The sequence below is a fragment of the Bartonella sp. B41 genome (genome assembly GCF_053795765.1).
In genome coordinates, this window is sequence record NZ_CP200037.1 from 240343 (window position 1) to 260783 (window position 20441).

Annotated in this window: 18 protein-coding genes; 14 read left to right on the forward strand and 4 right to left on the reverse strand. The window is 37.8% G+C overall.

Annotated features, from left to right (window positions below; all coding sequences use genetic code 11):
* The first annotated feature begins 40 nt into the window (after positions 1 to 40).
* The 6 genes from V4P54_RS00925 to V4P54_RS00950 all read left to right on the forward strand — a co-directional run bounded on the left by V4P54_RS00925 (position 41) and on the right by V4P54_RS00950 (position 5984).
* On the forward strand, positions 41 to 892 hold the full coding sequence (locus tag V4P54_RS00925; protein ID WP_455477291.1) for a S49 family peptidase: 852 nt from the start codon (positions 41 to 43) through the stop codon (positions 890 to 892).
* A 237-nt stretch (positions 893 to 1129) separates the two neighbouring features.
* Positions 1130 to 2038, forward strand: coding sequence for a 4-(cytidine 5'-diphospho)-2-C-methyl-D-erythritol kinase (locus V4P54_RS00930; protein ID WP_455477642.1), 909 nt, complete (start codon positions 1130 to 1132; stop codon positions 2036 to 2038).
* Positions 2039 to 2260: 222 nt separating this feature from the next.
* Entirely contained in the window at positions 2261 to 2929 is a 669-nt protein-coding gene (locus tag V4P54_RS00935) for a ribonuclease HII (RefSeq protein WP_455477292.1), read from the forward strand.
* Positions 2926 to 3888: an L-threonylcarbamoyladenylate synthase gene (locus V4P54_RS00940; protein WP_455477293.1), complete on the forward strand. Its 963-nt coding sequence runs from the start codon at positions 2926 to 2928 to the stop codon at positions 3886 to 3888. The genes V4P54_RS00935 and V4P54_RS00940 overlap by 4 nt, the downstream gene beginning before the upstream one ends.
* 2 nt (positions 3889 to 3890) lie before the next feature.
* On the forward strand, positions 3891 to 5300 hold the full coding sequence (locus V4P54_RS00945) for an FAD-binding oxidoreductase (RefSeq protein ID WP_455477294.1): 1410 nt from the start codon (positions 3891 to 3893) through the stop codon (positions 5298 to 5300).
* A 150-nt stretch (positions 5301 to 5450) separates the two neighbouring features.
* Positions 5451 to 5984: a DUF6101 family protein gene (locus tag V4P54_RS00950; protein ID WP_455477295.1), complete on the forward strand. Its 534-nt coding sequence runs from the start codon at positions 5451 to 5453 to the stop codon at positions 5982 to 5984.
* A 163-nt stretch (positions 5985 to 6147) separates the two neighbouring features.
* Here V4P54_RS00950 and purD read toward each other — a convergent pair whose 3' ends face one another.
* Positions 6148 to 7425: a phosphoribosylamine--glycine ligase gene (purD, locus tag V4P54_RS00955; protein ID WP_455477296.1), complete on the reverse strand. Its 1278-nt coding sequence runs from the start codon at positions 7423 to 7425 to the stop codon at positions 6148 to 6150.
* A 91-nt stretch (positions 7426 to 7516) separates the two neighbouring features.
* On the opposite strand from purD, the gene ubiA reads away from it, so the two are divergent.
* A complete protein-coding gene (gene ubiA, locus V4P54_RS00960; protein ID WP_455477297.1) occupies positions 7517 to 8521 on the forward strand; it encodes a 4-hydroxybenzoate octaprenyltransferase in 1005 nt (334 codons plus the stop codon).
* Between the two features lie 257 nt (positions 8522 to 8778).
* Here ubiA and pdxH read toward each other — a convergent pair whose 3' ends face one another.
* Positions 8779 to 9402: a pyridoxamine 5'-phosphate oxidase gene (pdxH, locus tag V4P54_RS00965; RefSeq protein WP_455477298.1), complete on the reverse strand. Its 624-nt coding sequence runs from the start codon at positions 9400 to 9402 to the stop codon at positions 8779 to 8781.
* Between the two features lie 247 nt (positions 9403 to 9649).
* Between pdxH and V4P54_RS00970 the strand changes: the two genes are divergently transcribed.
* The 7 genes from V4P54_RS00970 to V4P54_RS01000 all read left to right on the forward strand — a co-directional run bounded on the left by V4P54_RS00970 (position 9650) and on the right by V4P54_RS01000 (position 18093).
* Positions 9650 to 10561 carry a DnaJ C-terminal domain-containing protein gene (locus V4P54_RS00970; RefSeq protein ID WP_455477299.1) on the forward strand — a complete coding sequence of 304 codons (912 nt, stop codon included), beginning with the start codon at positions 9650 to 9652 and terminating at the stop codon, positions 10559 to 10561.
* Positions 10562 to 10681: 120 nt separating this feature from the next.
* The gene (gene fabI, locus V4P54_RS00975) at positions 10682 to 11500 is read left to right on the forward strand and encodes an enoyl-ACP reductase FabI (RefSeq protein WP_455477643.1); all 819 of its coding nucleotides are present in this window, start codon (positions 10682 to 10684) and stop codon (positions 11498 to 11500) included.
* A 146-nt stretch (positions 11501 to 11646) separates the two neighbouring features.
* Complete coding sequence (aroC, locus tag V4P54_RS00980) at positions 11647 to 12735, forward strand: chorismate synthase (RefSeq protein ID WP_455477300.1); 1089 nt, start codon at positions 11647 to 11649, stop codon at positions 12733 to 12735.
* Positions 12736 to 12750: 15 nt separating this feature from the next.
* Positions 12751 to 13863, forward strand: coding sequence for a 3,4-dihydroxy-2-butanone-4-phosphate synthase (gene ribB, locus V4P54_RS00985; RefSeq protein WP_455477301.1), 1113 nt, complete (start codon positions 12751 to 12753; stop codon positions 13861 to 13863).
* Between the two features lie 7 nt (positions 13864 to 13870).
* Positions 13871 to 14125 carry an exodeoxyribonuclease VII small subunit gene (locus tag V4P54_RS00990; RefSeq protein ID WP_455477302.1) on the forward strand — a complete coding sequence of 85 codons (255 nt, stop codon included), beginning with the start codon at positions 13871 to 13873 and terminating at the stop codon, positions 14123 to 14125.
* A gap of 249 nt (positions 14126 to 14374) precedes the next feature.
* Complete coding sequence (gene dxs, locus V4P54_RS00995; protein WP_455477303.1) at positions 14375 to 16297, forward strand: 1-deoxy-D-xylulose-5-phosphate synthase; 1923 nt, start codon at positions 14375 to 14377, stop codon at positions 16295 to 16297.
* 542 nt (positions 16298 to 16839) lie between these two features.
* Complete coding sequence (locus V4P54_RS01000) at positions 16840 to 18093, forward strand: class I SAM-dependent RNA methyltransferase (RefSeq protein ID WP_455477304.1); 1254 nt, start codon at positions 16840 to 16842, stop codon at positions 18091 to 18093.
* 51 nt (positions 18094 to 18144) lie between these two features.
* Here V4P54_RS01000 and tldD read toward each other — a convergent pair whose 3' ends face one another.
* The gene (gene tldD / locus V4P54_RS01005; RefSeq protein WP_455477305.1) at positions 18145 to 19563 is read right to left on the reverse strand and encodes a metalloprotease TldD; all 1419 of its coding nucleotides are present in this window, start codon (positions 19561 to 19563) and stop codon (positions 18145 to 18147) included.
* Between the two features lie 114 nt (positions 19564 to 19677).
* Entirely contained in the window at positions 19678 to 20175 is a 498-nt protein-coding gene (locus V4P54_RS01010) for an invasion associated locus B family protein (protein WP_455477644.1), read from the reverse strand.
* Positions 20176 to 20441 lie beyond the last annotated feature (266 nt).

Genomic DNA, 20441 nt, shown 5'->3' on the forward strand with positions numbered 1-20441 from the left:
AAGCTTATTTTTTGTCATTAACTTATAAGGAAGTTTCGTTTTGATTGGTGTTATCAAAAAAATTATTCCACGTTGTTTTTGTTCTGGTAAACTTGAGATTCCTGTTGTACGCCTTCAGGGAGCGATTATGGATTCAGCTTCGTCAATAAGACCTACACTTTCGTTAAGCAGATGTGCGGATCTTTTGGATAAGGCTTTTTCCAGCAAAAAGGCACCAGCTGTTGCTATTATTGTTAATTCTCCTGGTGGTTCGCCTGTGCAATCACGTTTTATCTTTAATCGTATCCGAAATTTAGCGGAGGAAAAAAATAAACAGGTTCTTGTTTTTGTTGAGGACGTGGCTGCATCAGGTGGTTATATGATTGCTTGTGCAGGAGATGAAATCTTTGCTGATCCTTCTTCAATTGTTGGTTCTATTGGAGTTGTCTCATCTTCTTTTGGATTTCCGGAGCTCTTAAAGAAAGTAGGTATTGAGCGCCGTGTTTACACGGCTGGAAAAAACAAAGTTGTATTAGATCCGTTTCAGCCAGAAAAGAAGATGGGTATTGAACATTTAAAATCTCTACAACTTGAAGTGCACCAAACCTTTATTGACCTAGTTAAGGAGCGGCGTTCTGCAAAATTATCAAATGATCCGGATATATTTACAGGAATGTTTTGGAGTGGCAAGAAAAGTATGGAACTTGGTCTAATAGATGGATTAAATGATGTGCGTTCTGTTATTAAAGAGCGGTTTGGCCATAGTACAAAACTTAAATTAATTGCTCCTGCAAAAAAAATTTTTGGACCAAAAATTCCTGCTGGAGTTACTTCAGATGCGATATATACGGTGGTTGATGGTGCATTTATGGCGGTAGAGGAGCGGGCACTTTGGCAGCGTTATGGTCTATGATTAGGAGGGGGGGCTTTGAAATAAGCTTCAGAAGGAAAATGGTTTAAAATACGAATAGCTGCAGTCTAGTTTGGTTTATATTTTTTGTACTTTATCTCTTTGTATTTACTTATTTGTTTATACAAAGATTATGGGGTATTGTGATGTCTTTTTTCGTAAAAAAATTGGCTCATATTTTAAATCTGAGAGACATGTTGGCAAAAGTTTACGTAATCTGTGAATTCTGCATCGTATGGTATGATATTGGGTGTGAAGAATGTGTTTAAGGGGTGTTTTTATACGTTTACACCAATCAAGTTGAATTTAGCTTTACATGTTGTAGGTCGGCGTGCTGATGGCTATCATTTTATAGAAAGTTTGGTTTATTTTAGCCTTAGTGGTGATTGCTTAAGCTACAGACCCTTTGAAAAGGATCATTTTGTTTTAACAGGAGTTTTTTCTAATGATCTCACCTCTGATACGGATAATCTGGTTGTTCGCGCACATGATTTCATGCGAAAAACATTTCCTGAGTATGCTCAACCTATGTTTTTTCAACTTATTAAAACGTTACCAGTTTCTTCTGGTATAGGTGGTGGTTCAGGTAATGCTGCTAGCGTTTTAAGTGTTTTGCATCAGCAATGGAAGCTTGATTCTTCATATGAGAAATTGGCAAAAATGAGCCTAGTTCTTGGAGCTGACGTTCCAATGTGTCTTTTGGCGTTGAAATATCGACATCCGCTTTTTGTTGAAGGAATTGGGCAGGAAATTACACGGTTAAAAGAAGCTTGTTCTCTTGCAATGGTGTTGGTGAATCATGGTCAAAAAATTGAAACGAAGGCTGTTTTTGATGCTTTAGAAAAATGTGATCATCCTTCTTTAAAAATTGATCCAGAGGCTCTAAAAACAGTTGATTCGTTGGTTGAATCTTTACAAAAAACGCGTAATGATCTTTTTGTTCCTGCATTAAAAATTGCACCTAAGATTTCTGAAGTTTTATACGTATTAAATGAGAGTGGGGCACTTTTTTCTCGCATGTCAGGGACTGGAGCAACTTGTTTTGGTATTTTTAAAGATAGGAAAGAAGCACAACGAGCTGCGTTTTTTATCAAATCAAGGAATCCAGATTGGTTTGTTAAGCCTATCATAACTTTAGGGGCACTTTAAGGGAAATAGGACAAAATAGGAAATTTTTCTCGGTAATGCTTTTAAAGATATTTAGAGAGTTTATTTTTTTCTTTGTAATATGTAAGGTGCGGGGAATAATATTTAAGAGGAATTTGTGCAGTTTTTGTTTTTTGTATTTGTATAGAGATATGGGGATGTGGGTGGCAGGAAATTTCCCCTACGGAGATTACAGCGAACAGGCAGTGGTGCAAAATAAATTATATGTCTTATCACATAGATAACTTGTCAGATGTATTTGATTTACCGCTTAAACCAAATTTTTCTTGCGAATTATATTTGCAGAAGCGTGGTTTTTTTCATATAGCAGGTGTTGATGAAGTTGGACGTGGTCCTCTTGCTGGTCCTGTGGTAGCAGCGGCAGTAATTTTAGATAAAGATCGCATTCCGCATGGGTTAAATGACTCAAAAAAGCTTTCTGTTCGACAAAGAAGTAGACTTTACTATGAAATTTTGAGAAACTCCTTCTCGGTTTCAATTGCCAGTCTTTGTGCCCACACAATTGATCAATCTGATATCAGAAAAGCAACTTTAGAAGCAATGCACCGTTGTATCGTAGGGTTATCAGTTCCAGCCCACTACGTATTGGTTGATGGACGTGATGTTCCGCTTCATTTACCATGTCCAGCCTCAGCTTTAATTAAAGGAGATCAGCGTTCTGTGTCGATTGCTGCAGCATCTATTATTGCTAAAGTGACACGTGATCGAATGATGAAATGTGCTGGACAAGTTTATAAAAGTTATGGTCTAGAAAAGCATGTGGGTTATGCAACACAAAAACATCGTGCAGCTCTTGATAAATATGGGCCAGTTTTGGGATTACATCGTTATAGTTTTGCACCAATAAAAAAATATAGGAGTGACATTTCGTGACAATTATGCCTCTCAATAGTACTTCAATAAAAGAGGCTGTTACACTTCTTGAGCATGGAAGATTAGTGGCTGTTCCAACGGAAACCGTTTATGGATTAGCTGGTGATGCAACTAATGGAAGAGCAGTGGCTTCTATTTTCTCTACAAAAAAGCGACCGCAGTTTAATCCCCTTATTGTACACGTGAGCGATATTGCTATGGCAGAACGCTATGTGGAAATTGATTCTCTTTCACATCTGTTAATGGAAGCGTTTTGGCCGGGGCCTTTGACATTTATCTTGCCTTTAAAGAAGCATCATAATATTCATCCTTTAACAACTTCTGGTCTTAATACATTAGCCGTTCGTTTTCCAGATAGTGATTTTGCAAAAATTGTACGAGATTTAGATAGACCTTTAGCTGCTCCCAGTGCAAATCAGTCTGGATGCCTTAGCCCTACTTCAGCCGAAGCCGTTTTTGCATCTTTAGGGACATCTGTTCCTTTAATTATTGATGGGGGGTCTTCTAAAATAGGGTTGGAATCAACTATTATTAAAATTTATGGTGGGGATGTTTATCTTTTACGTCCTGGTGGGCTAGCTTCTGAAGAAATTGAAAAAGTCACTAAAAAATCGCTGAAAAGATTGGATCCGTTAGTGGAAATTGAAGCTCCGGGTATGTTAAAGTCACACTATGCACCCAGTGCTAAGGTTCGTTTGAATGTACAAAAAGTGGAAAGTGGAGAAGCACTTTTAGCATTTGGTTCTAAACGTGCCATGTGTGTTGAAAATGCTGTTTCTGTTTTAAATCTTAGCGAAAATGGGTTGCCAGAGGAAGCTGCGTTTCATTTGTTTCAGTATATGAAGAAATTAGATTCACTTAAAGTAAGATGTATCGCAGTAGAACCCATCCCTTTTTATGGATTAGGAGAGGCCATTAATGATCGTTTGATGCGTGCTGCTGCTCCAAAGGAGGAATAAATATGGAGCATGATTTAATTGAGCGCTTTAGAAAAATTGTTGGTTCTACGCATACCATAACAGATCAGGAATTAATTGCACCATATTTAGTTGAAGAGCGAGGACTTTTTCATGGAGAGAGCAAATTGCTTTTGCGGCCATCTTCTAAGGAAGAAGTCTCGTCAATTATGCAATTAGCTAGCCAAATGCGCATACCGATAGTGCCTCATGGAGGAAATACAGGCCTTGTTGGTGGACAGCAGCCAGATAAAAGTGGGAGTAACGTTATTTTATCCATGGAGCGTTTAAACAAGATTAGATGTATTAATTGTGATGGTAATTTTGCTGTTGTAGAGGCGGGTGTAATTTTACATACTTTACAAAAAAAAGCGGATGAATTGGATCGTCTTTTCCCTCTTTCTTTAGGTTCAGAGGGCTCTTGCCAGATAGGAGGAAACCTTTCATCAAATGCTGGAGGAACAGCTGTCTTAGCTTATGGTAATATCCGTGAACTTTGTCTTGGTTTAGAAGTTGTTTTGCCTGATGGCAGTATTTTGGATGATTTGCGTTTCTTGAAGAAAGACAACAGTGGTTATGATTTAAAAAATATTTTTATCGGTGCAGAGGGCACTTTAGGAATTATAACCGCAGCTGTTCTAAAGCTTTTTCCAAAGCCGAAGGGAAAGGCAGTTGCTTTTGTAGGTTTGTCCAGTCCGAAAAAGGCTCTTGAATTGCTATCTCATGCACAATGCTGTGGTAGAAAAATGTTAACTGGTTTTGAGATTATGAACAAACTTAGCTTTCGGATGGCTTTAGATTATAAGGAATCCAAGAATTCTCTTTTTGGACAAGAGCATGAGTGGTACGCATTAATTAATATTGTATCGTTTCAGGGAGATTATGAGGCATTATCGGTATTAAGTGCTATTTTAGACAAGGCTTTGAAATACACTGTAATAGAGGATGCTGTGATCGCTCAATCCTTAAAGCAACAAGATTTTTTTTGGCAATTGCGTGAGAGCATGTCATACGCGCAAAAGCAAGCAGGAGCGTCTATTAAGCACGACATTGCAGTGCCTATCCCTTATATTCCGAATTTTATTTCTGAGGCTGCTGTTATTGTTGAGAATATTGTTCCAGGTGCGCGAGTTGTTTGTTTTGGTCATATGGGTGATGGTAATTTACATTACAATATTACGCAGCCTGTTGAATCTGATACTACGGCGTTTTTGCAATTACGGACAAAAATGAATCGCTGTATTTATGACCTTGTTATGCGCTATCAGGGTACATTTTCTGCTGAGCATGGTATTGGTCAGCTTAAGTGTGAGGAGCTCCGTATTTTTAAATCACCCGTTGCATTAGACATTATGAAGAAAATCAAAAAAATATTCGATCCTTTAGGAATTATGAATCCTGGAAAGATCTTGTGATTCAAGAGTAGAAAGTTACGTTGCATGTTTTTGTTTAGATTTCAATAACCGAGAAGTAAAGCAGTTGTTTTTTATTTAATCTTCTAATAATTCAATGAGAAAAGGCTATTAGATAGTGTATGTTGTTAAGATAGAATTGGGATACTGTACATGGTTAATCAATGTTTTAATCAGGTGAAAGCAGGGCTTGAATTTCGGTTAGATCCGTGTCATTTACCGCATACGACAACGTATTTTTCATCCAAGACTGGCAGTCAAATGACTTGTTTGCTTAGTGAACGCGGTTCTTTTTTTAAAATAGATTCTTTCTCAAGTTTATCATGTTTAGTATCGGCTGATCATTTCAAAGGAATTTCGGCGCGCATAGTGCAAACCATTTCAGGAGAGAGAGCTGTTGCATTGGAACTGCTTCATGATAATGAGGAGTTTTGTATCCCGCTTTTAGTTTCTAGAGATCTCAATAATGTTCTTTTAGATTGGCGATCGTGGGTGGATATTTATGGTCTTCCCATGCTGATGATAAGTGAAGAGAATAGTATTATAGCAATCAAAGACCATTCTGACTTACGTCGTTTTTTTTGTACAACACTACATTTAAAACATGGACATTTTTTTCTTCGATATAGAAATTCATTAGGTTTAAGTTTGTTAATTGCCAATAGGCATGTGTTTCAGCAGTGCTAATATGCATTAATTTTTTGTATATTTTTACAAATTATCAGTTTAGCTGCGCTCGGAACTTTTATTGACTGTAATTAATGGCTTTGTATGAAAATACACATAGAGATCAGAAGATCTTATACATCATGCTGTTGTTTTAAATCCACAACGTTATGAAAATAAATGACTACAGATTGTATTTTTCTCGTGCGACAGCTCGCCATCCAATGTCGCGACGGACGAAACCTTCTGGCCAATTTATACAATCAACGGCCTCATAGGCACGCTTTTGTGCTTGCGTAACATTCTTTCCCATTGCTGTTATGTTTAAGACGCGTCCACCACTAGAGATTAATTCTCCATTGTGCAATTTTGTACCGGCTTGAAAAACTTTCACATGAGGAAGAGCATTTACCTTATCAACATTGCGGATGACAGTGCCATTTTGAGGGAAATTCGGGTAACCTTTCGCAGCCATAACAACAGTCAAAGCAGTTTTTTCAGACCACGTAAGAGATTTTTTTTCAAGATTTCCTTTTGCTGCGGCGAGAAGAATTGGAAGAAGATCATCTTTAAGTCGCATCATCAAAACTTGACATTCAGGATCACCAAATCGCACGTTAAATTCTATTAAATGTGGCCCTTTTGATGTTATCATCAATCCAACGAAAAGAATACCTTTAAAAGGAGCATCCATTTCATTCATGCTACGTAGAGTTGGCTCAACGATTTCTTTGAGGGTACGATCAATCATTTTCTGAGTCATTATAGGAGCTGGAGAATAGGCGCCCATGCCGCCAGTGTTGGCTCCAGTATCGCCATCACCGACACGTTTATGGTCTTGAGCAGATTCAAAGGGAATAGCAATTTTACCATCACAAAGACAAAAGAAGCTTGCTTCTTCACCATCAAGGAATGATTCAACAACAATTTTTATTTGTGTGTTACTATTTTTAAAACAAGCATCAACTGCATTAAATGCCTCCTCCATTGTTGTAGCAACAACAACACCTTTACCAGCAGCTAAGCCATCAGTTTTAATAACAATAGGAACTCCTTGTTGATTGATGTAAGATTTTGCTTTTAAAGCATCATTAAAGCATTGGTAGGTTCCTGTAGGAATGTTATTTTTACGGCATAAATCTTTTGTAAAAGCCTTGGAACCTTCCAGCTGAGCAGCTTTTTTCGTGGGGCCAAATACACAGATATTGGCTTCGTTAAGGGCGTCTGTTATGCCTGCTACCAAAGGTACTTCTGGTCCAACGATAACAAGATCAATTGAATGCAGTTTACAAAAATCAATGACGAGAGAATGATCATCAATGTTTAAATCAATGTTTTCACCAAATTCCATTGTTGCAGGATTTCCAGGAGCACAATATAATTTCTTTAGCAGTGGTGATGCTGCAATTTTCCATGCTAAAGCATGTTCACGTCCGCCTGAGCCGATAAGAAGAATGTTCATTGTATGCTCCTACTACAGAAGATAATTGAATCAATTTTCTTGTCATAAGAATGAAATGCTCATATCGCAAGATTAAAGGTGAAATAATTTGATGAAAAAAAGTAAAAATATTGCACATATTCAATCCTGTAAGAGCCAAGGACGGGTTATGGATGCATCCTCCAAACAGTGGGTTTACTATTTTCTTCCATGTTCTTTATGGTTTTATGCTCAGTTGGCACGTTGGGATAGACCGGTTGGTTGGCAGTTATTGATGTGGCCTTGTTTTTGGTCAATAACCATGGCTTTTCTTTCTGACGAGATATTCCAATTGCCTCGTTTAGCAATGTTGATTAATTGGATTTGGTATCTTTTTCTTTTTTTTCTAGGATCCATAGCTATGCGGGGAGCAGGGTGCACTTGGAACGATCTCGTTGACCATAAGATTGATTCTCAGGTAGAACGGACACGTTCTCGTCCATTGCCAACAGGTCATGTGAGTCGATTTCAAGCAAAAGTTTTTATACTAGTGCAGTGTTTAGTGGGGTTAGGTATTTTATCTCAATTTAATACGTTCAGTTTTTTTCTAGGTATTTCATCATTGGTAGCAGTTGCTATTTATCCTTTTATGAAACGCGTGACATATTGGCCTCAATTTTTTTTAGGTATAGCATTTAATTGGGGAGCATTAATGGGATGGGCAGTTGTATGTGGGAGCTTAAGTTTGGCTCCGATCTTACTTTATGTAGGATCAATTTTGTGGACGATAGGTTATGACACAATTTATGCTCATCAAGACAAGGAAGATGATGCTACAGTTGGTGTTCTTTCAACTGCTCTTCTTTTTGGGAAAAGAACTAAGTATGCGTTGATATTCTTGTATAGTGGTTTTGTGATACTTGTCGGGTTGGCGTTTTATTTGGCAAAAGTCCCCATTCTTAGCTTCTGGGGTCTTTTTGTTGCAGGTGTTCACATGTTTGTTCAAATTAAAGTTATCAATATAGATGATAGTTCACAGTGCCTAAAGCTTTTCAAATCTAATTCATTCGTTGGTTTTTTGATTTTTGCTGGTTTGATATGTGGTGGTATATGGAGCATATTTGGCTTTGTGGCTTAGGAGCAGCAAGATAAAGCAAAATCGCATATTATATAGTTTCAGTAAAGAAAGGTTTATTTACTTCTATGTTGTGAAATCCTCTCTTATTGTGAAGATTGTGGGGCAATTTAAAATATTGTTAATGTAAGCTGCACAGAGGGTATATTTCTTCTGTTTAGATTAATTCTGTTTAGATTAATATTTATGATTAAACAGTATATTATGGAGAATTTTAAACCGTCATATAAGAAAAGGTTGCACACTTAAAGTTTGCAGAATTAAGGATAAAGCTTCTTCCTTTTCCAATCTACATGTTCAATAGAATCTCGTGTAAAGAGTAGGCGATCGTGCAAACGAAACGGACGATCGCACCAAAATTCGATGGAGAGAGGCTTCACACGGAACCCAGACCAATAAGGCGGACGCGGAATATTTCCTACCGCATAACGTGCAGTATATTTAGCAATTTCTTTTTCTAGGGTAAAACGATTTTCTAATGGCTGCGATTGTCTAGATGCCCATGCACCAATTTGGCTACCGCGTGGTCGCGACTGAAAATATTCATCTGCTTCTTTAGCACTCACAGTTTCTACTATTCCTCTAATTCTTATCTGACGGCGGAGAGATTTCCAGTGGAAACCTAAGGATGCTTTCATTGATTTTAAAATTTCTTGTCCTTTGCAACTATCATAATTAGTATAGAAGACAAATCCTTGGGGATTAAAATTTTTGAGAAGAACCATACGAACATTGGGTAATCCTGTTTCGTCAACTGTTGCTAATGCCATAGCATTGTGATCGTTTATTTCATTTGATTTTGCTTCTTCAAACCAATTTGCAAAAAGTTCAAAGGGTTTTTGTATGCGCATAAAATCATCATTTTCCTGTACTTTATTTGCCATGATATCTCCGATTGTTAGTGAGTGTAAGACGTTTCTTGATTTACTTTTATGCTTTATCATCAAGAAATAAAGTAGTGGTTCTTTCTTAATAAACAAAAATGTCTATCTTATCTGGTATTTTAGTTACTTTATAGACATATAAATAAGAGAAAAATTACTCACATGAAATGACCGATAAGGCTGTAAATAATATTGGATAATGTATTAGTTTATATGTTAAAAACAAAAAGATTGAAAAGAGGGCAACATGCGCGATCCCTACACGATTTTAGGTGTAGAACGTACTGCGAAACCGCAAGAGATTAAATCTGCATTCAGAAGATTGGCAAAAAAGTATCATCCCGATCATAATATGGGCGATATAAATGCTAAAGAAAAGTTTTCTGAAATTAATCAAGCTTATGAAATTATAGGCGATAAAGACAAAAAAGCACAATTTGATCGTGGTGAAATTGATATGGAGGGAAGGCCACTTCATCAAGCCTATAGTTATGGTGCCGATAGAAATTTTAGAAATAGGCATAATTCTTTTGCAGGAGGTGCAAAGGGGTTCGATTTCGATTTTTCAGGGGGTACAGGTTTTGATGCTGGCGATATTTTTCGTGATATATTTGGAAAGGGAGAAAGATTTTCAAACTCTGCTCAGTATAATAATTATCCTCAACAAGGGGTACATGTTCGTGCCAGTCTTTCAGTAACATTGGAGCAGATGGTTGGTGCAGAAAAAGTAGAAGCGGTTTTTCCTAATGGAAAAAAATTAAAAATTAAACTTCCAGACTATGTTGAAGATGGTCAAATAATTCGTTTGAAAGGTCAAGGAGAAGAAGTTTCTTGTGGAAAAGCAGGAGATGCGTTAGTAACTATTCATGTTCAGAAACATCCTCGTTTTCGGGTTGAAGGAAGAGAACTTCATGTTGATTTGCCAGTTTCCCTTAGACATGCTGTTCTGGGAGCAAAGGAAGAAATTGAAACCTTAGAAGGGCGTGTGGTTTTAACGATTCCTGCATGGTCGAGTTCTGATCGCGTTTTACGTCTAAAAGAAAAAGGTCTTCGCTTGAAAAATGGAAAAAGAGATGATCTTTATGTACATGTTCGTATCATGCTTCCAGAAGGTAGAGATTCTGCATTAGAGCAATTTTTACAGATGCAAAAAGGTTAATTTTTATTGTATAAACATACAGTTTTTATTCAATTTAAAACCAATTGCTTGAAGAAAAAGTCAACCTATGTCATAGGCAAGTAGATGATGTTGATTTCTAACAGCAATGAGGCAGTGCTAATGGCTAATAGTAACGGTTTATTATGCGGGAAGCGTGGTCTAATTTTAGGGCTTGCGAATAATCGCTCTATTGCTTGGGGGATAGCTAAGTCGGCCAGTGCGGCAGGAGCAGAGCTTGCTTTTACTTATCAAGGAGAGGCGATGAGAAGGCGTGTTGAGCCTTTAGCTGAAGAATTGAGGGGGGTCATATGCGGTCATTGCGATGTTTCTGATGGTGAATCTATCGATGCAGTCTTTAGTAAAATAGAAAGAGAGTGGGGTGGGCTTGATTTTTTGGTTCATGCTATTGGCTTTTCTAATAAAGATGAATTAAATGGTCGTTATGTTGATGTCAGTGAATCAAATTTCATGATGACTATGAATATCTCCGTTTATTCATTAACAGCTATTACTCGGCGTGCGGAAAAATTAATGCCAGGTGGTGGTTCAATTTTAACACTGACCTATTATGGTGCGGAAAAAGTAGTTCCAAATTATAATGTCATGGGGGTTGCAAAGGCTGCTCTTGAGGCTAGTGTGAAATATCTTGCTGTAGACTTAGGGCCAAAAAATATTCGTGTTAATGCTGTGTCCGCAGGGCCAATAAAAACATTAGCAGCTTCTGGTATTGGTGATTTTCGTTATATTTTAAAATGGAATGAATACAATACTCCTTTACGCCGTACGGTGACAATTGAAGAAGTTGGTGATTCTGCTCTGTACTTCCTCTCGGATTTATCTCGTTCTGTTACAGGTGAAGTGCATCATGTAGATTCTGGTTACAATATCATAGGTATGAAGGCTGTTGATGCACCAGATATTTCTGTCGTTAAAGATTAGGGTTTAGTTTATGAGGTTTTGTCTGTTCATCGTAATTTTATGAGTGTTTTACAAATTGGTGTGATATTTTCTGGTCATATTGGGCTACGGATGGTTTTGCACATACTAAAATTGTTTATACTCAAAAAAGAAACGGGACGTTTTTTATGTCGCATAACACATTTGGTCATTTATTTCGCGTGACAACGTGGGGTGAAAGTCATGGTGTTGCGCTTGGCTGTGTCGTTGATGGTTGCCCTCCAGGAATTGTTTTTACTGTTGCAGAAATTCAGGCATATCTTGATAAACGAAAACCAGGGCAATCAAAATATACGACACAGCGTCGAGAATTAGATAAAGTTGAGATCCTTTCAGGAGTTGTGCCTCAGGATGATGGGGAGACGTTGATGACGACAGGAACTCCAATTTCAATGTTGATTCGAAACATGGATCAACGTTCTAGAGATTATAGTACAATTGTTCACAAATATCGTCCAGGGCATGCAGATTATACCTACGACATCAAATATGGTATTCGTGATCATTTTGGTGGTGGGCGTGCTTCAGCTCGTGAAACAGTTGCACGTGTCGCAGCAGCTGCTATCGCTCGTAAGGTTGTCCCTAATTTGATCGTACGAGGAGCTGTGATAGCGGTTGGTCCTCATAGTATTGATCGTGATCGTTGGGATTGGGCAGAAGTTGATAACAATCCCTTTTTTTCTCCTGATTCTGAGGCTGTGCCTATTTTTTCTAGTTATATAGATAAGATTCGTAAATCTGGATCATCTGCTGGAGCTGTTGTTGAGATTGTTGCAGAAAATGTTCCAGCTGGTTTGGGAGCACCTATTTATGCAAAACTTGATCAAGATATTGCATCATTGCTAATGTCTATCAATGCAGTTAAAGGTGTTGAAATTGGTGATGGTTTTGCAGTTGCTCAACTAACAGGTGAGGAAAATGCAGATGAAATGCAAATAGGAAGTGATGGAAAACCAGTTTTTTTATCCAATCACGCTGGCGGTATCTTAGGTGGAATATCAAATGGACAGCCAATTATTGCGCGTTTTGCTGTTAAACCTGCTTCGTCGATTTTGATTCCTCAACGTTCCATTGATGTTTATGGTAATGATGTAAATGTTGTAACAAAAGGGCGGCATGATCCGTGCGTTGGAATTCGTGCGGTTCCTATTGGTGAAGCAATGGTTGCTTGTGTTATTGCTGATCATTATTTGAGACATCGTGGTCAGATTGGTTGATTCAAAAGGTAAATTATGACGTACGATCAAAAAAAAATTGTTTCTGCTATTCGAGCTTTTGAATGCGGTGAAATCGTCGTAGTTACAGATGACGCTAATCGCGAAAACGAAGGGGATTTAATTGTTGCAGCTGTTCATTGCACAGAAGAAAAGATGGCGTTTATCATTCGCCATACAACGGGTATCGTGTGTGCGCCTATGCCAGTAAAAGAAGCACAGCGGTTTAATCTTTCTCCTATGGTTTTAGAAAATAATTCAGTGCATCGCACCCAATTTACTGTTACTGTTGACTTTAAACATGGAATAACGACAGGAATTTCGGCATACGACCGTGCATTAGCAGTTCGAAATCTTGCTAATCCAAATGCTGTTGCTAATGATTTTATCCGTCCAGGCCATATTTTCCCTTTGATTGCGCACGAAGGGGGAGTTCTCATGCGTTCAGGGCACACTGAGGCTGCTGTTGATTTATGTAAATTAGCTGGTTTACCGCTTGTTGGCGTCATTGGTGAGTTAGTCAATGATGATGGCAGTGTTAAGCATGGAGAGGAGGTTATAAAATTTGCGAAAGACCACCGATTACATGTGATCACGGTTGCTGATCTTATCGCTTATCGCCAACGTAAAGAAATGTTAATTAGGCATATTGGGGAGATGCCCATTGAAACACCGATAGGTTCTGCTGTTGTTCAAAGCTACCAACTTCCTTGGGAAGTAGTCCAGCATGTTGCAATCGTTTTCGGTGATATTCGTGATGGAGAGGATATTCCTGTACGGTTGCATCGTGAAAATATTATGAATGATGTCTTCGGCCAATCTTTGGACATTATGTCCATCATGAGACGTATGGTAGAGGAAGAAAAACGCGGTGTATTTGTGTATTTGCGTGAAGGATCTGTTGGTGTTGGTATTTCGCCAGCTATTGGAAGTCAGAAGATAACAGCAGCAAGTTCAGAAAATCATATTCAGGCAGTTGAACGAGAGGAAGAATGGCGTCAAATTGGTTTAGGAGCACAAATTTTAAAGCATTTGGGGATTAGTTCGGTTATTGTTTATGCTTCTAAAGAACGGCATTATGTCGGTTTAGAGGGTTTTGGAATTAGTATATCTAGAACAGATATTTTATGAGGATTTCATGAAACAAGAGTTTGAGAAGGAAGATATTTCTGCGTTGAGTTTTGAGGATGCGCTAAAACAGCTTGAGAGAATTGTCGAAAATTTAGAGCGTGGGGATGTTCCTTTAGAGAAGTCAATTGATATTTATGAGCAAGGTGAAGCTCTTAAAAATCATTGTGACAAACTGTTAAAAGCAGCTGAGGCTAAAGTTGAGAAAATAAAACTTTCAGATACTGGTCATCCGGAAGGTGTAGAGTCGCTTGATCCTGAATAATATGAAATAATCTTTTGAGATTTATTTGTATGTATAGGGATTCCATAATTATATTTACAAAGAATGTTTTTACTGATTTTCTCTCGAAAAATGAATTAAAAATAGTAAAATCTATAGATCATCTTAAATAAATGAAGAATTCCAGTGTAAAATACATCGCGCTGTGGAAAAAGTGAAAAAAGTGTAAATACATTATTTAACTACATCTATAACATAATTTAACTGTATTTATAATGCAAGGAGTCCCTTTTGTCTCGGCCATTAACGCCATTGCTTGATCATGTTTGTTTGCCACGGGATTTGCGGGCATTGCCTGAATCGGATTTAGTTCAGTTGGCGGATGAGTTGCGAGCAGAGACAATAGATGCTGTTTCTACAACGGGGGGACATCTTGGTGCTGGTCTTGGTGTTGTTGAATTAACAATTGCTCTTCATTATGTTTTTGACACACCGAATGACAGGATTGTTTGGGATGTTGGGCATCAAACTTATCCACATAAGATTTTGACTGGTCGAAGAGATAAAATTCGTACGTTGCGCCAAGATGGGGGATTATCGGGTTTTACAAAACGTTCAGAAAGTATTTATGATCCATTTGGTGCTGGTCACTCTTCTACTTCTATTTCTGCTGGTCTTGGTATGGTGATGGCCAGTATGTTAAAAGGGGAAAAGAGAAGGAACATCATTTCTGTCATTGGAGATGGTGCTATGTCTGCGGGTATGGCTTATGAAGCGATGAACAACGCTGGCGCTTTGGATGCACGTTTGATTGTTATTCTGAATGATAATGATATGTCTATTGCACCTCCTACAGGTGCTTTGAGCTCTCATCTTGCACGATTAGTTTCACGTCCTTCTTATCGCAGTTTGCGCGAACAAATAAAGATTTTGAGTCAAAAATTACCAAAATTCTTTTTTGATAAAGCACGTCGTTCAGAAGAGTTTGCACGTAGCTTTTTGGTTGGAGGGACTCTGTTTGATGAGCTTGGCTTTTACTATGTTGGACCGATAGATGGCCATGATCTTGGGAGTTTATTACCTGTTTTAAAAAATGTGCGGGAATATCCAAATGGTCCTGTTTTGGTTCATGTTGTAACACGTAAGGGAAAGGGCTATGCACCGGCAGAAGCATCCTCTGATAAATACCATGGTGTTAATCGTTTTGATGTTTTGACAGGAAAGCAAGTTGAGGCACAAAGCAATATTCTGTCTTATACAAAGGTATTTGCTAAGGCATTAATAGAAGAGGCTATGCACGACGATAAGATTGTTAGTATAACAGCAGCCATGCCAACGGGAACAGGGCTTGATTCTTTCGTTGAGAAGTTTCCTAATAGGATGTTTGATGTTGGTATTGCTGAGCAACATGCTGTGACTTTTGCTTCAGGTATTGCTTGTGAGGGATATAAACCTTTCGTTGCAATTTATTCTACTTTTTTACAACGTGCTTATGATCAAATTATACATGATGTATCAATTCAAAAATTGCCAGTGCGTTTTGCAATTGATCGAGCTGGTTTTGTTGGAGCAGATGGGCCGACACATGCTGGAAGCTTTGATATTGTTTTTTTAACGGCTCTTCCTGAGTTTGTTGTCATGGCTCCTTCTGATGAAGTGGAGCTTATGCATATGGTACGTACAGCAGCAGCTTATGATCAAGGGCCAATTTCTTTTCGTTATCCACGTGGTGAAGGTTTTGGAATGGATTTGCCGAAGCGAGGTGATTTGCTTGAGATTGGTAAAGGGCGTATTTTGTGTGAAGGGAACAGAGTGGCTTTGGTTTGTTTTGGAACGCGGTTGTCTGCAGTGTTAGCAGCAGCTGACGAGCTGACAGCAGAGGGAATATCAACAACTGTTGCAGATGCACGGTTTGCTAAGCCTTTGGATAAAGATTTGATGCGTCGTTTGGTTCGTGAGCATGAAGTATTAGTGACAATTGAAGAAGGATCAATAGGTGGGTTTGGAGCACACTTACTACAGTTTTTAGCGCAAGACGGACTTTTAGATCATGGTTTAAAAGTTCGCACACTAAATTTTCCTGATGAGTATTTAAGTCATGGTTCTCCAGAGAAAACTTTTTCGCGTATTAGGCTTGATGCAACTGGTATCGTGAGCACTGTTTTTAATACTTTAGGGTGTAAGATTCGGACAGTACAGAAAATTAGGATGTGAAATTATTGTTTAGAAAGGGTTAAATTTTCACTTTTGAAATTGTATTTTAAATTCTACTCAAAATTAGGTTGAGTATTTTGTGGTTAGAAAAATCTGGTGAATGTCATGTATTCATTTGACGATGATAACTTAACGAATTGTTTTTAATATTAGTGTGTTAATAAATTGTTTTGCAGGTGCGTTCAAGTAACGAGCCGTATGTGCTTTTATTGTTTGAAGTTGGCCACAATTAGTTTATTGTACATTTACTTGGTAGCAAGAATAACGATCTTGTAAGAATGCTTAATTTTTAGGGTTTGAGACAAAAAATTTAAGTTACCAATCAATTTTTCTACTTCCCATTTTGTTTTTCATTACGAAAGGATTTTAAGCTGTTTTATCGACGAATCTTTGATTTAAAGATGGTTAAAAGGCGATTGTTAAAGAAGGAATGTTGCAAGGCAAGGAAATAATAAAAACAGATGAAGTTTTTTTATGAGTTTAGAACGTAAATAGCGTCTAGTTGTAAGGATTAGGGATGTTTTTTTGTTTGGAGAAAAAGAGTGGGAAAAGACGTGATCATTGATCATATTGGAGCGAGTGGCTATGGTGTCGCTAAAACTCCGCGTGGTTTAGTTTATGTTCCTTTCACTTTACCAAGAGAAGTTGCTAACATTTCTTTTCATGGAAAATATGGAAAAATTATCAAATTAAAAGAAAAATCGTCAGAACGCATTGATTCTATTTGCAAGCATTTTAAAAAATGTGGAGGATGCATGCTTCAGCATTGGCATCCTACTGCCTATCACTCTTGGAAGCGGCAACTGGTCGTTATTGCACTAAAAGGACACGGACTCGATGTTGCTGTCTCTCCTTTGATTGAGTGTGGAAATCATAGTCGCAGACGAATTACTTTAACGTCATCGATGATCCGGAAAGATCATAATTTTGGTTTTAATGGTTATTCATCTCATGATGTTGTTACCCTCGAGGAATGTCCAGTCACGTGTTTAGAAATTACATCCAAATTAGACGATATTAGAATATTATGTTCCCTTTTAAACAATCATTCTGAACGCTTTTATGCTACGGTAACATCTGTTGAGAATGGCTTAGATGTTGCCTTGTATGGTTGTATCGTTTTGGATGAGAATATTCGTCAGAAAATGGTTCGTACAGCTCTTTCTTGTGGGATTAAACGCTTATCTGTTGAAGGCGAAGTTTTAGTTGAGCAAGAAAAGCCGTTTGTTTATTTCGGAGATATCCGTGTTGAACTACCTCCTGGTGGTTTTTTGCAAGCGACAGTTGAGGCAGAGAATATCATGGGAAATACTATTTTAGATCATTTAAAAAAGGCAAAGAATGTTGTCGATTTATTTTCAGGGGTTGGAACTTTTACCTTGCGTGTGGCGAAAAAGATGAATGTTCATGCGGTTGAGAATGATGGAGCAGCGTTAGCAAATTTAGATCAGGCAGCACGTTTTGCGACTGGTTTGAAAACGGTAACTTATGAAAAACGTGATCTTTTTCGTTATCCACTGTCTTCAAAAGAACTTGAGTGCTTTGATAGTGCTATTTTTGATCCTCCACGTTCTGGTGCGGAAAAACAGGCACGTGAATTGGCTAAAACAACAATTCCACAAGTAGTAGCTATTTCATGTAACCCTGTTACATTTGCTCGTGATTTATCTCTTCTCATTGCAGGGGGATATATAGTAGAAAAAGTCATACCTATCGATCAATTTTTGTGGTCGCCACATGTTGAAATCATTGCTATTTTAAGCAAGAATAAAACAAAAAAAAGCTGGAAACTTTAAGTTTATTTGAAGTCTATTGAAAAATTTTTAGTTAAATACTTTTTGTGTGTTTTATGAAAGATCTGTTCCTCCAACTGTCATATTATTAATTCGTAGATGAGGCTGCCCGACACCAACGGGAACATTTTGTCCGGCTTTTCCACACATACCAACGCCATTATCAAGTTTGCTATCATTTCCAATCAATGTAATGCGCTTCATAGCTTCTGGTCCATTGCCGATGAGAGTTGCGCCTTTTATTGGTGTTAAAATTTGGCCATTTTCTACTCTATAGGCTTCGGTACATTCAAAGACAAATTTTCCAGAAGTTATGTCAACTTGTCCTCCACCAAATGAAACAGCATAGATACCGTTTTTGAGTGAGGATAAAATTTCTTCAGGTGTTTTATCTCCTCCAAGCATCATTGTGTTCGTCATACGCGGTATTGGTATATGCGCATAAGATTCACGTCGTCCATTTCCAGTTGGACGAACACCCATGAGACGGGCATTCAGCCTGTCTTGCATAAAACCAACAAGTATTCCATTGTCAATAAGAACATTACAATCTGAAGGTGTTCCTTCATCGTCAATGGTTATTGAACCACGGCATTCAGGAATAGTTCCATCATCAACAATTGTAACTCCTTTTGCTGCAACTTGTTGGCCTAAAAGTTCAGAGAAAGCAGATGTTTTTTTACGGTTGAAATCTCCTTCTAAACCATGTCCAACAGCTTCATGAAGCATAACACCAGGCCATCCATTAGCTAACACAATGTCAAATGTTCCTGCTGGTGCAGTTTCAGCTTCTAAATTTACTAAAGCCATTCGTAAAGCTTCATCTGCAGCTTTTTTCCAATTATCTTCTCCGATAAATTTATCAAATGTTTGTCGCCCACCACAGCCATAAAATCCATTTTCACGTCGATTACCATCAGCTACAATCACAGAGATAGAAAGTCGTACAAGAGGACGTATATCACGAGCAAGATATCCATCTGCACGTAAGATTTCAATATTTTGAAGTGAACCAGAAAGAGAGACAGTAACCTGGTGTAAGTTATCATTTTTTTTACGCAAATAGGCATCAATTTTTTGTAACAGTAAACTTTTTTCTTCAAACGATGGAGCATCAAGGGGATTGTTTGGTTTATAGAGTCTTTTGTTTGTTCTTTGGGGGGATGCGCTATAAGATTTTATACAGTTATTGTAGGTAACAGTTTTGGCAGCCTCGCTGGCGCGTTTAAGTGCAGCCACTGATAATTCTCCAGAATGCGCGTATCCTGTTGCCTCTCCAGCAACAACACGTAGGCCAAAACCTATATCTTGGTGAAACGAACCGTTTTTAAGTTGTCCATTGTCAAATAAAAGAGTTTCACTTTCTGTGTATTCAAGGTAAAGTTCACCATCATCGGATTTGTAAAGAGTGTCTTCTACAAGAGATTGTACTTTAGAGGGGGAAACATCAAAATGATCAATTAACGATTTCATACGTTATCCTATTCTTGTTTTATATTCAGAGGTTTTTTATTTTCTCAGTTAAGAAGTAGCAAAGAATGTTTGATATGCAGGTTAAGCTAATGTTTGCAAGCAGTTTTATAATTATTATAGGGCAGCATAGGCATCCTTAAGACCACGAAGATCGATGATTCCCCCGACACCTTTTTCTGGTGTTGTAAAAATAAAACAAGTTGCTTCCTTACCTTCTAAAAAAAGTTTTAGAACGTCACCTTTAAGAAGAGATTCTGCAACGCAATTATCACCGAGACAACGACGATACTCTATTTTTTCAAGATTTTTATCATCAATTTTAATACCAACTCCAGGGCGCAGTTCAACACGAATCGGAACGAAAATACGCATCAATGCTCCTTGGCTTTTGGGAAGTTTGTAAAATACCACGCGAAGAGTAATGTCGTGCCGATTCTGCATTTGTATATCTTGCACAGCTTCACATTGTATATTGAGGGTACCTAGTGGAAGAGAACAAATTCTTGTCCATGCACCATAAGTCTGTGGTACAGGAACATCTTGTACGTTAGAAATTTGTGCGACAGCCTGATCAGGAAAGATATTGTGAAGAACACCATAAAGTGCGCACATAACCGCACCAACAAAGAAAGTTTTTTTTAGCAATTCAACAGTACCACAGAAAAAACTACTCAAACCAAAAAAACACAACTGATTTTCGAATAAAAATCGTAACACACAATCAACGTTTTGCCAAACCATATTATTTACATACACGAAAAAAAGTAAAAAAATAGCATCTTATGGGACAGTTGTGTTTTCTCATCCTTGATAGGATATGTTTTATTTTTCTAGGGCATCCATAATCCTAAATGCATGAAATAATGTGCATTTAGAAG

Excerpts from the sequence above, each read along its gene's own strand:
- V4P54_RS00930 (WP_455477642.1), top strand. The coding sequence starts at position 1,130 with ATGATATTGGGTGTGAAGAATGTGTTTAAGGGGTGTTTTTATACGTTT.
- V4P54_RS00935 (WP_455477292.1), top strand. The coding sequence starts at position 2,261 with ATGTCTTATCACATAGATAACTTGTCAGATGTATTTGATTTACCGCTT.
- V4P54_RS00945 (WP_455477294.1), top strand. The coding sequence starts at position 3,891 with ATGGAGCATGATTTAATTGAGCGCTTTAGAAAAATTGTTGGTTCTACG.
- V4P54_RS00950 (WP_455477295.1), top strand. The coding sequence starts at position 5,451 with ATGGTTAATCAATGTTTTAATCAGGTGAAAGCAGGGCTTGAATTTCGG.
- purD (WP_455477296.1), bottom strand. The coding sequence starts at position 7,425 with ATGAACATTCTTCTTATCGGCTCAGGCGGACGTGAACATGCTTTAGCA.
- ubiA (WP_455477297.1), top strand. The coding sequence starts at position 7,517 with ATGAAAAAAAGTAAAAATATTGCACATATTCAATCCTGTAAGAGCCAA.
- pdxH (WP_455477298.1), bottom strand. The coding sequence starts at position 9,402 with ATGGCAAATAAAGTACAGGAAAATGATGATTTTATGCGCATACAAAAA.
- V4P54_RS00970 (WP_455477299.1), top strand. The coding sequence starts at position 9,650 with ATGCGCGATCCCTACACGATTTTAGGTGTAGAACGTACTGCGAAACCG.
- fabI (WP_455477643.1), top strand. The coding sequence starts at position 10,682 with ATGGCTAATAGTAACGGTTTATTATGCGGGAAGCGTGGTCTAATTTTA.
- aroC (WP_455477300.1), top strand. The coding sequence starts at position 11,647 with ATGTCGCATAACACATTTGGTCATTTATTTCGCGTGACAACGTGGGGT.
- ribB (WP_455477301.1), top strand. The coding sequence starts at position 12,751 with ATGACGTACGATCAAAAAAAAATTGTTTCTGCTATTCGAGCTTTTGAA.
- V4P54_RS00990 (WP_455477302.1), top strand. The coding sequence starts at position 13,871 with ATGAAACAAGAGTTTGAGAAGGAAGATATTTCTGCGTTGAGTTTTGAG.
- tldD (WP_455477305.1), bottom strand. The coding sequence starts at position 19,563 with ATGAAATCGTTAATTGATCATTTTGATGTTTCCCCCTCTAAAGTACAA.
- V4P54_RS01010 (WP_455477644.1), bottom strand. The coding sequence starts at position 20,175 with ATGTGCGCACTTTATGGTGTTCTTCACAATATCTTTCCTGATCAGGCT.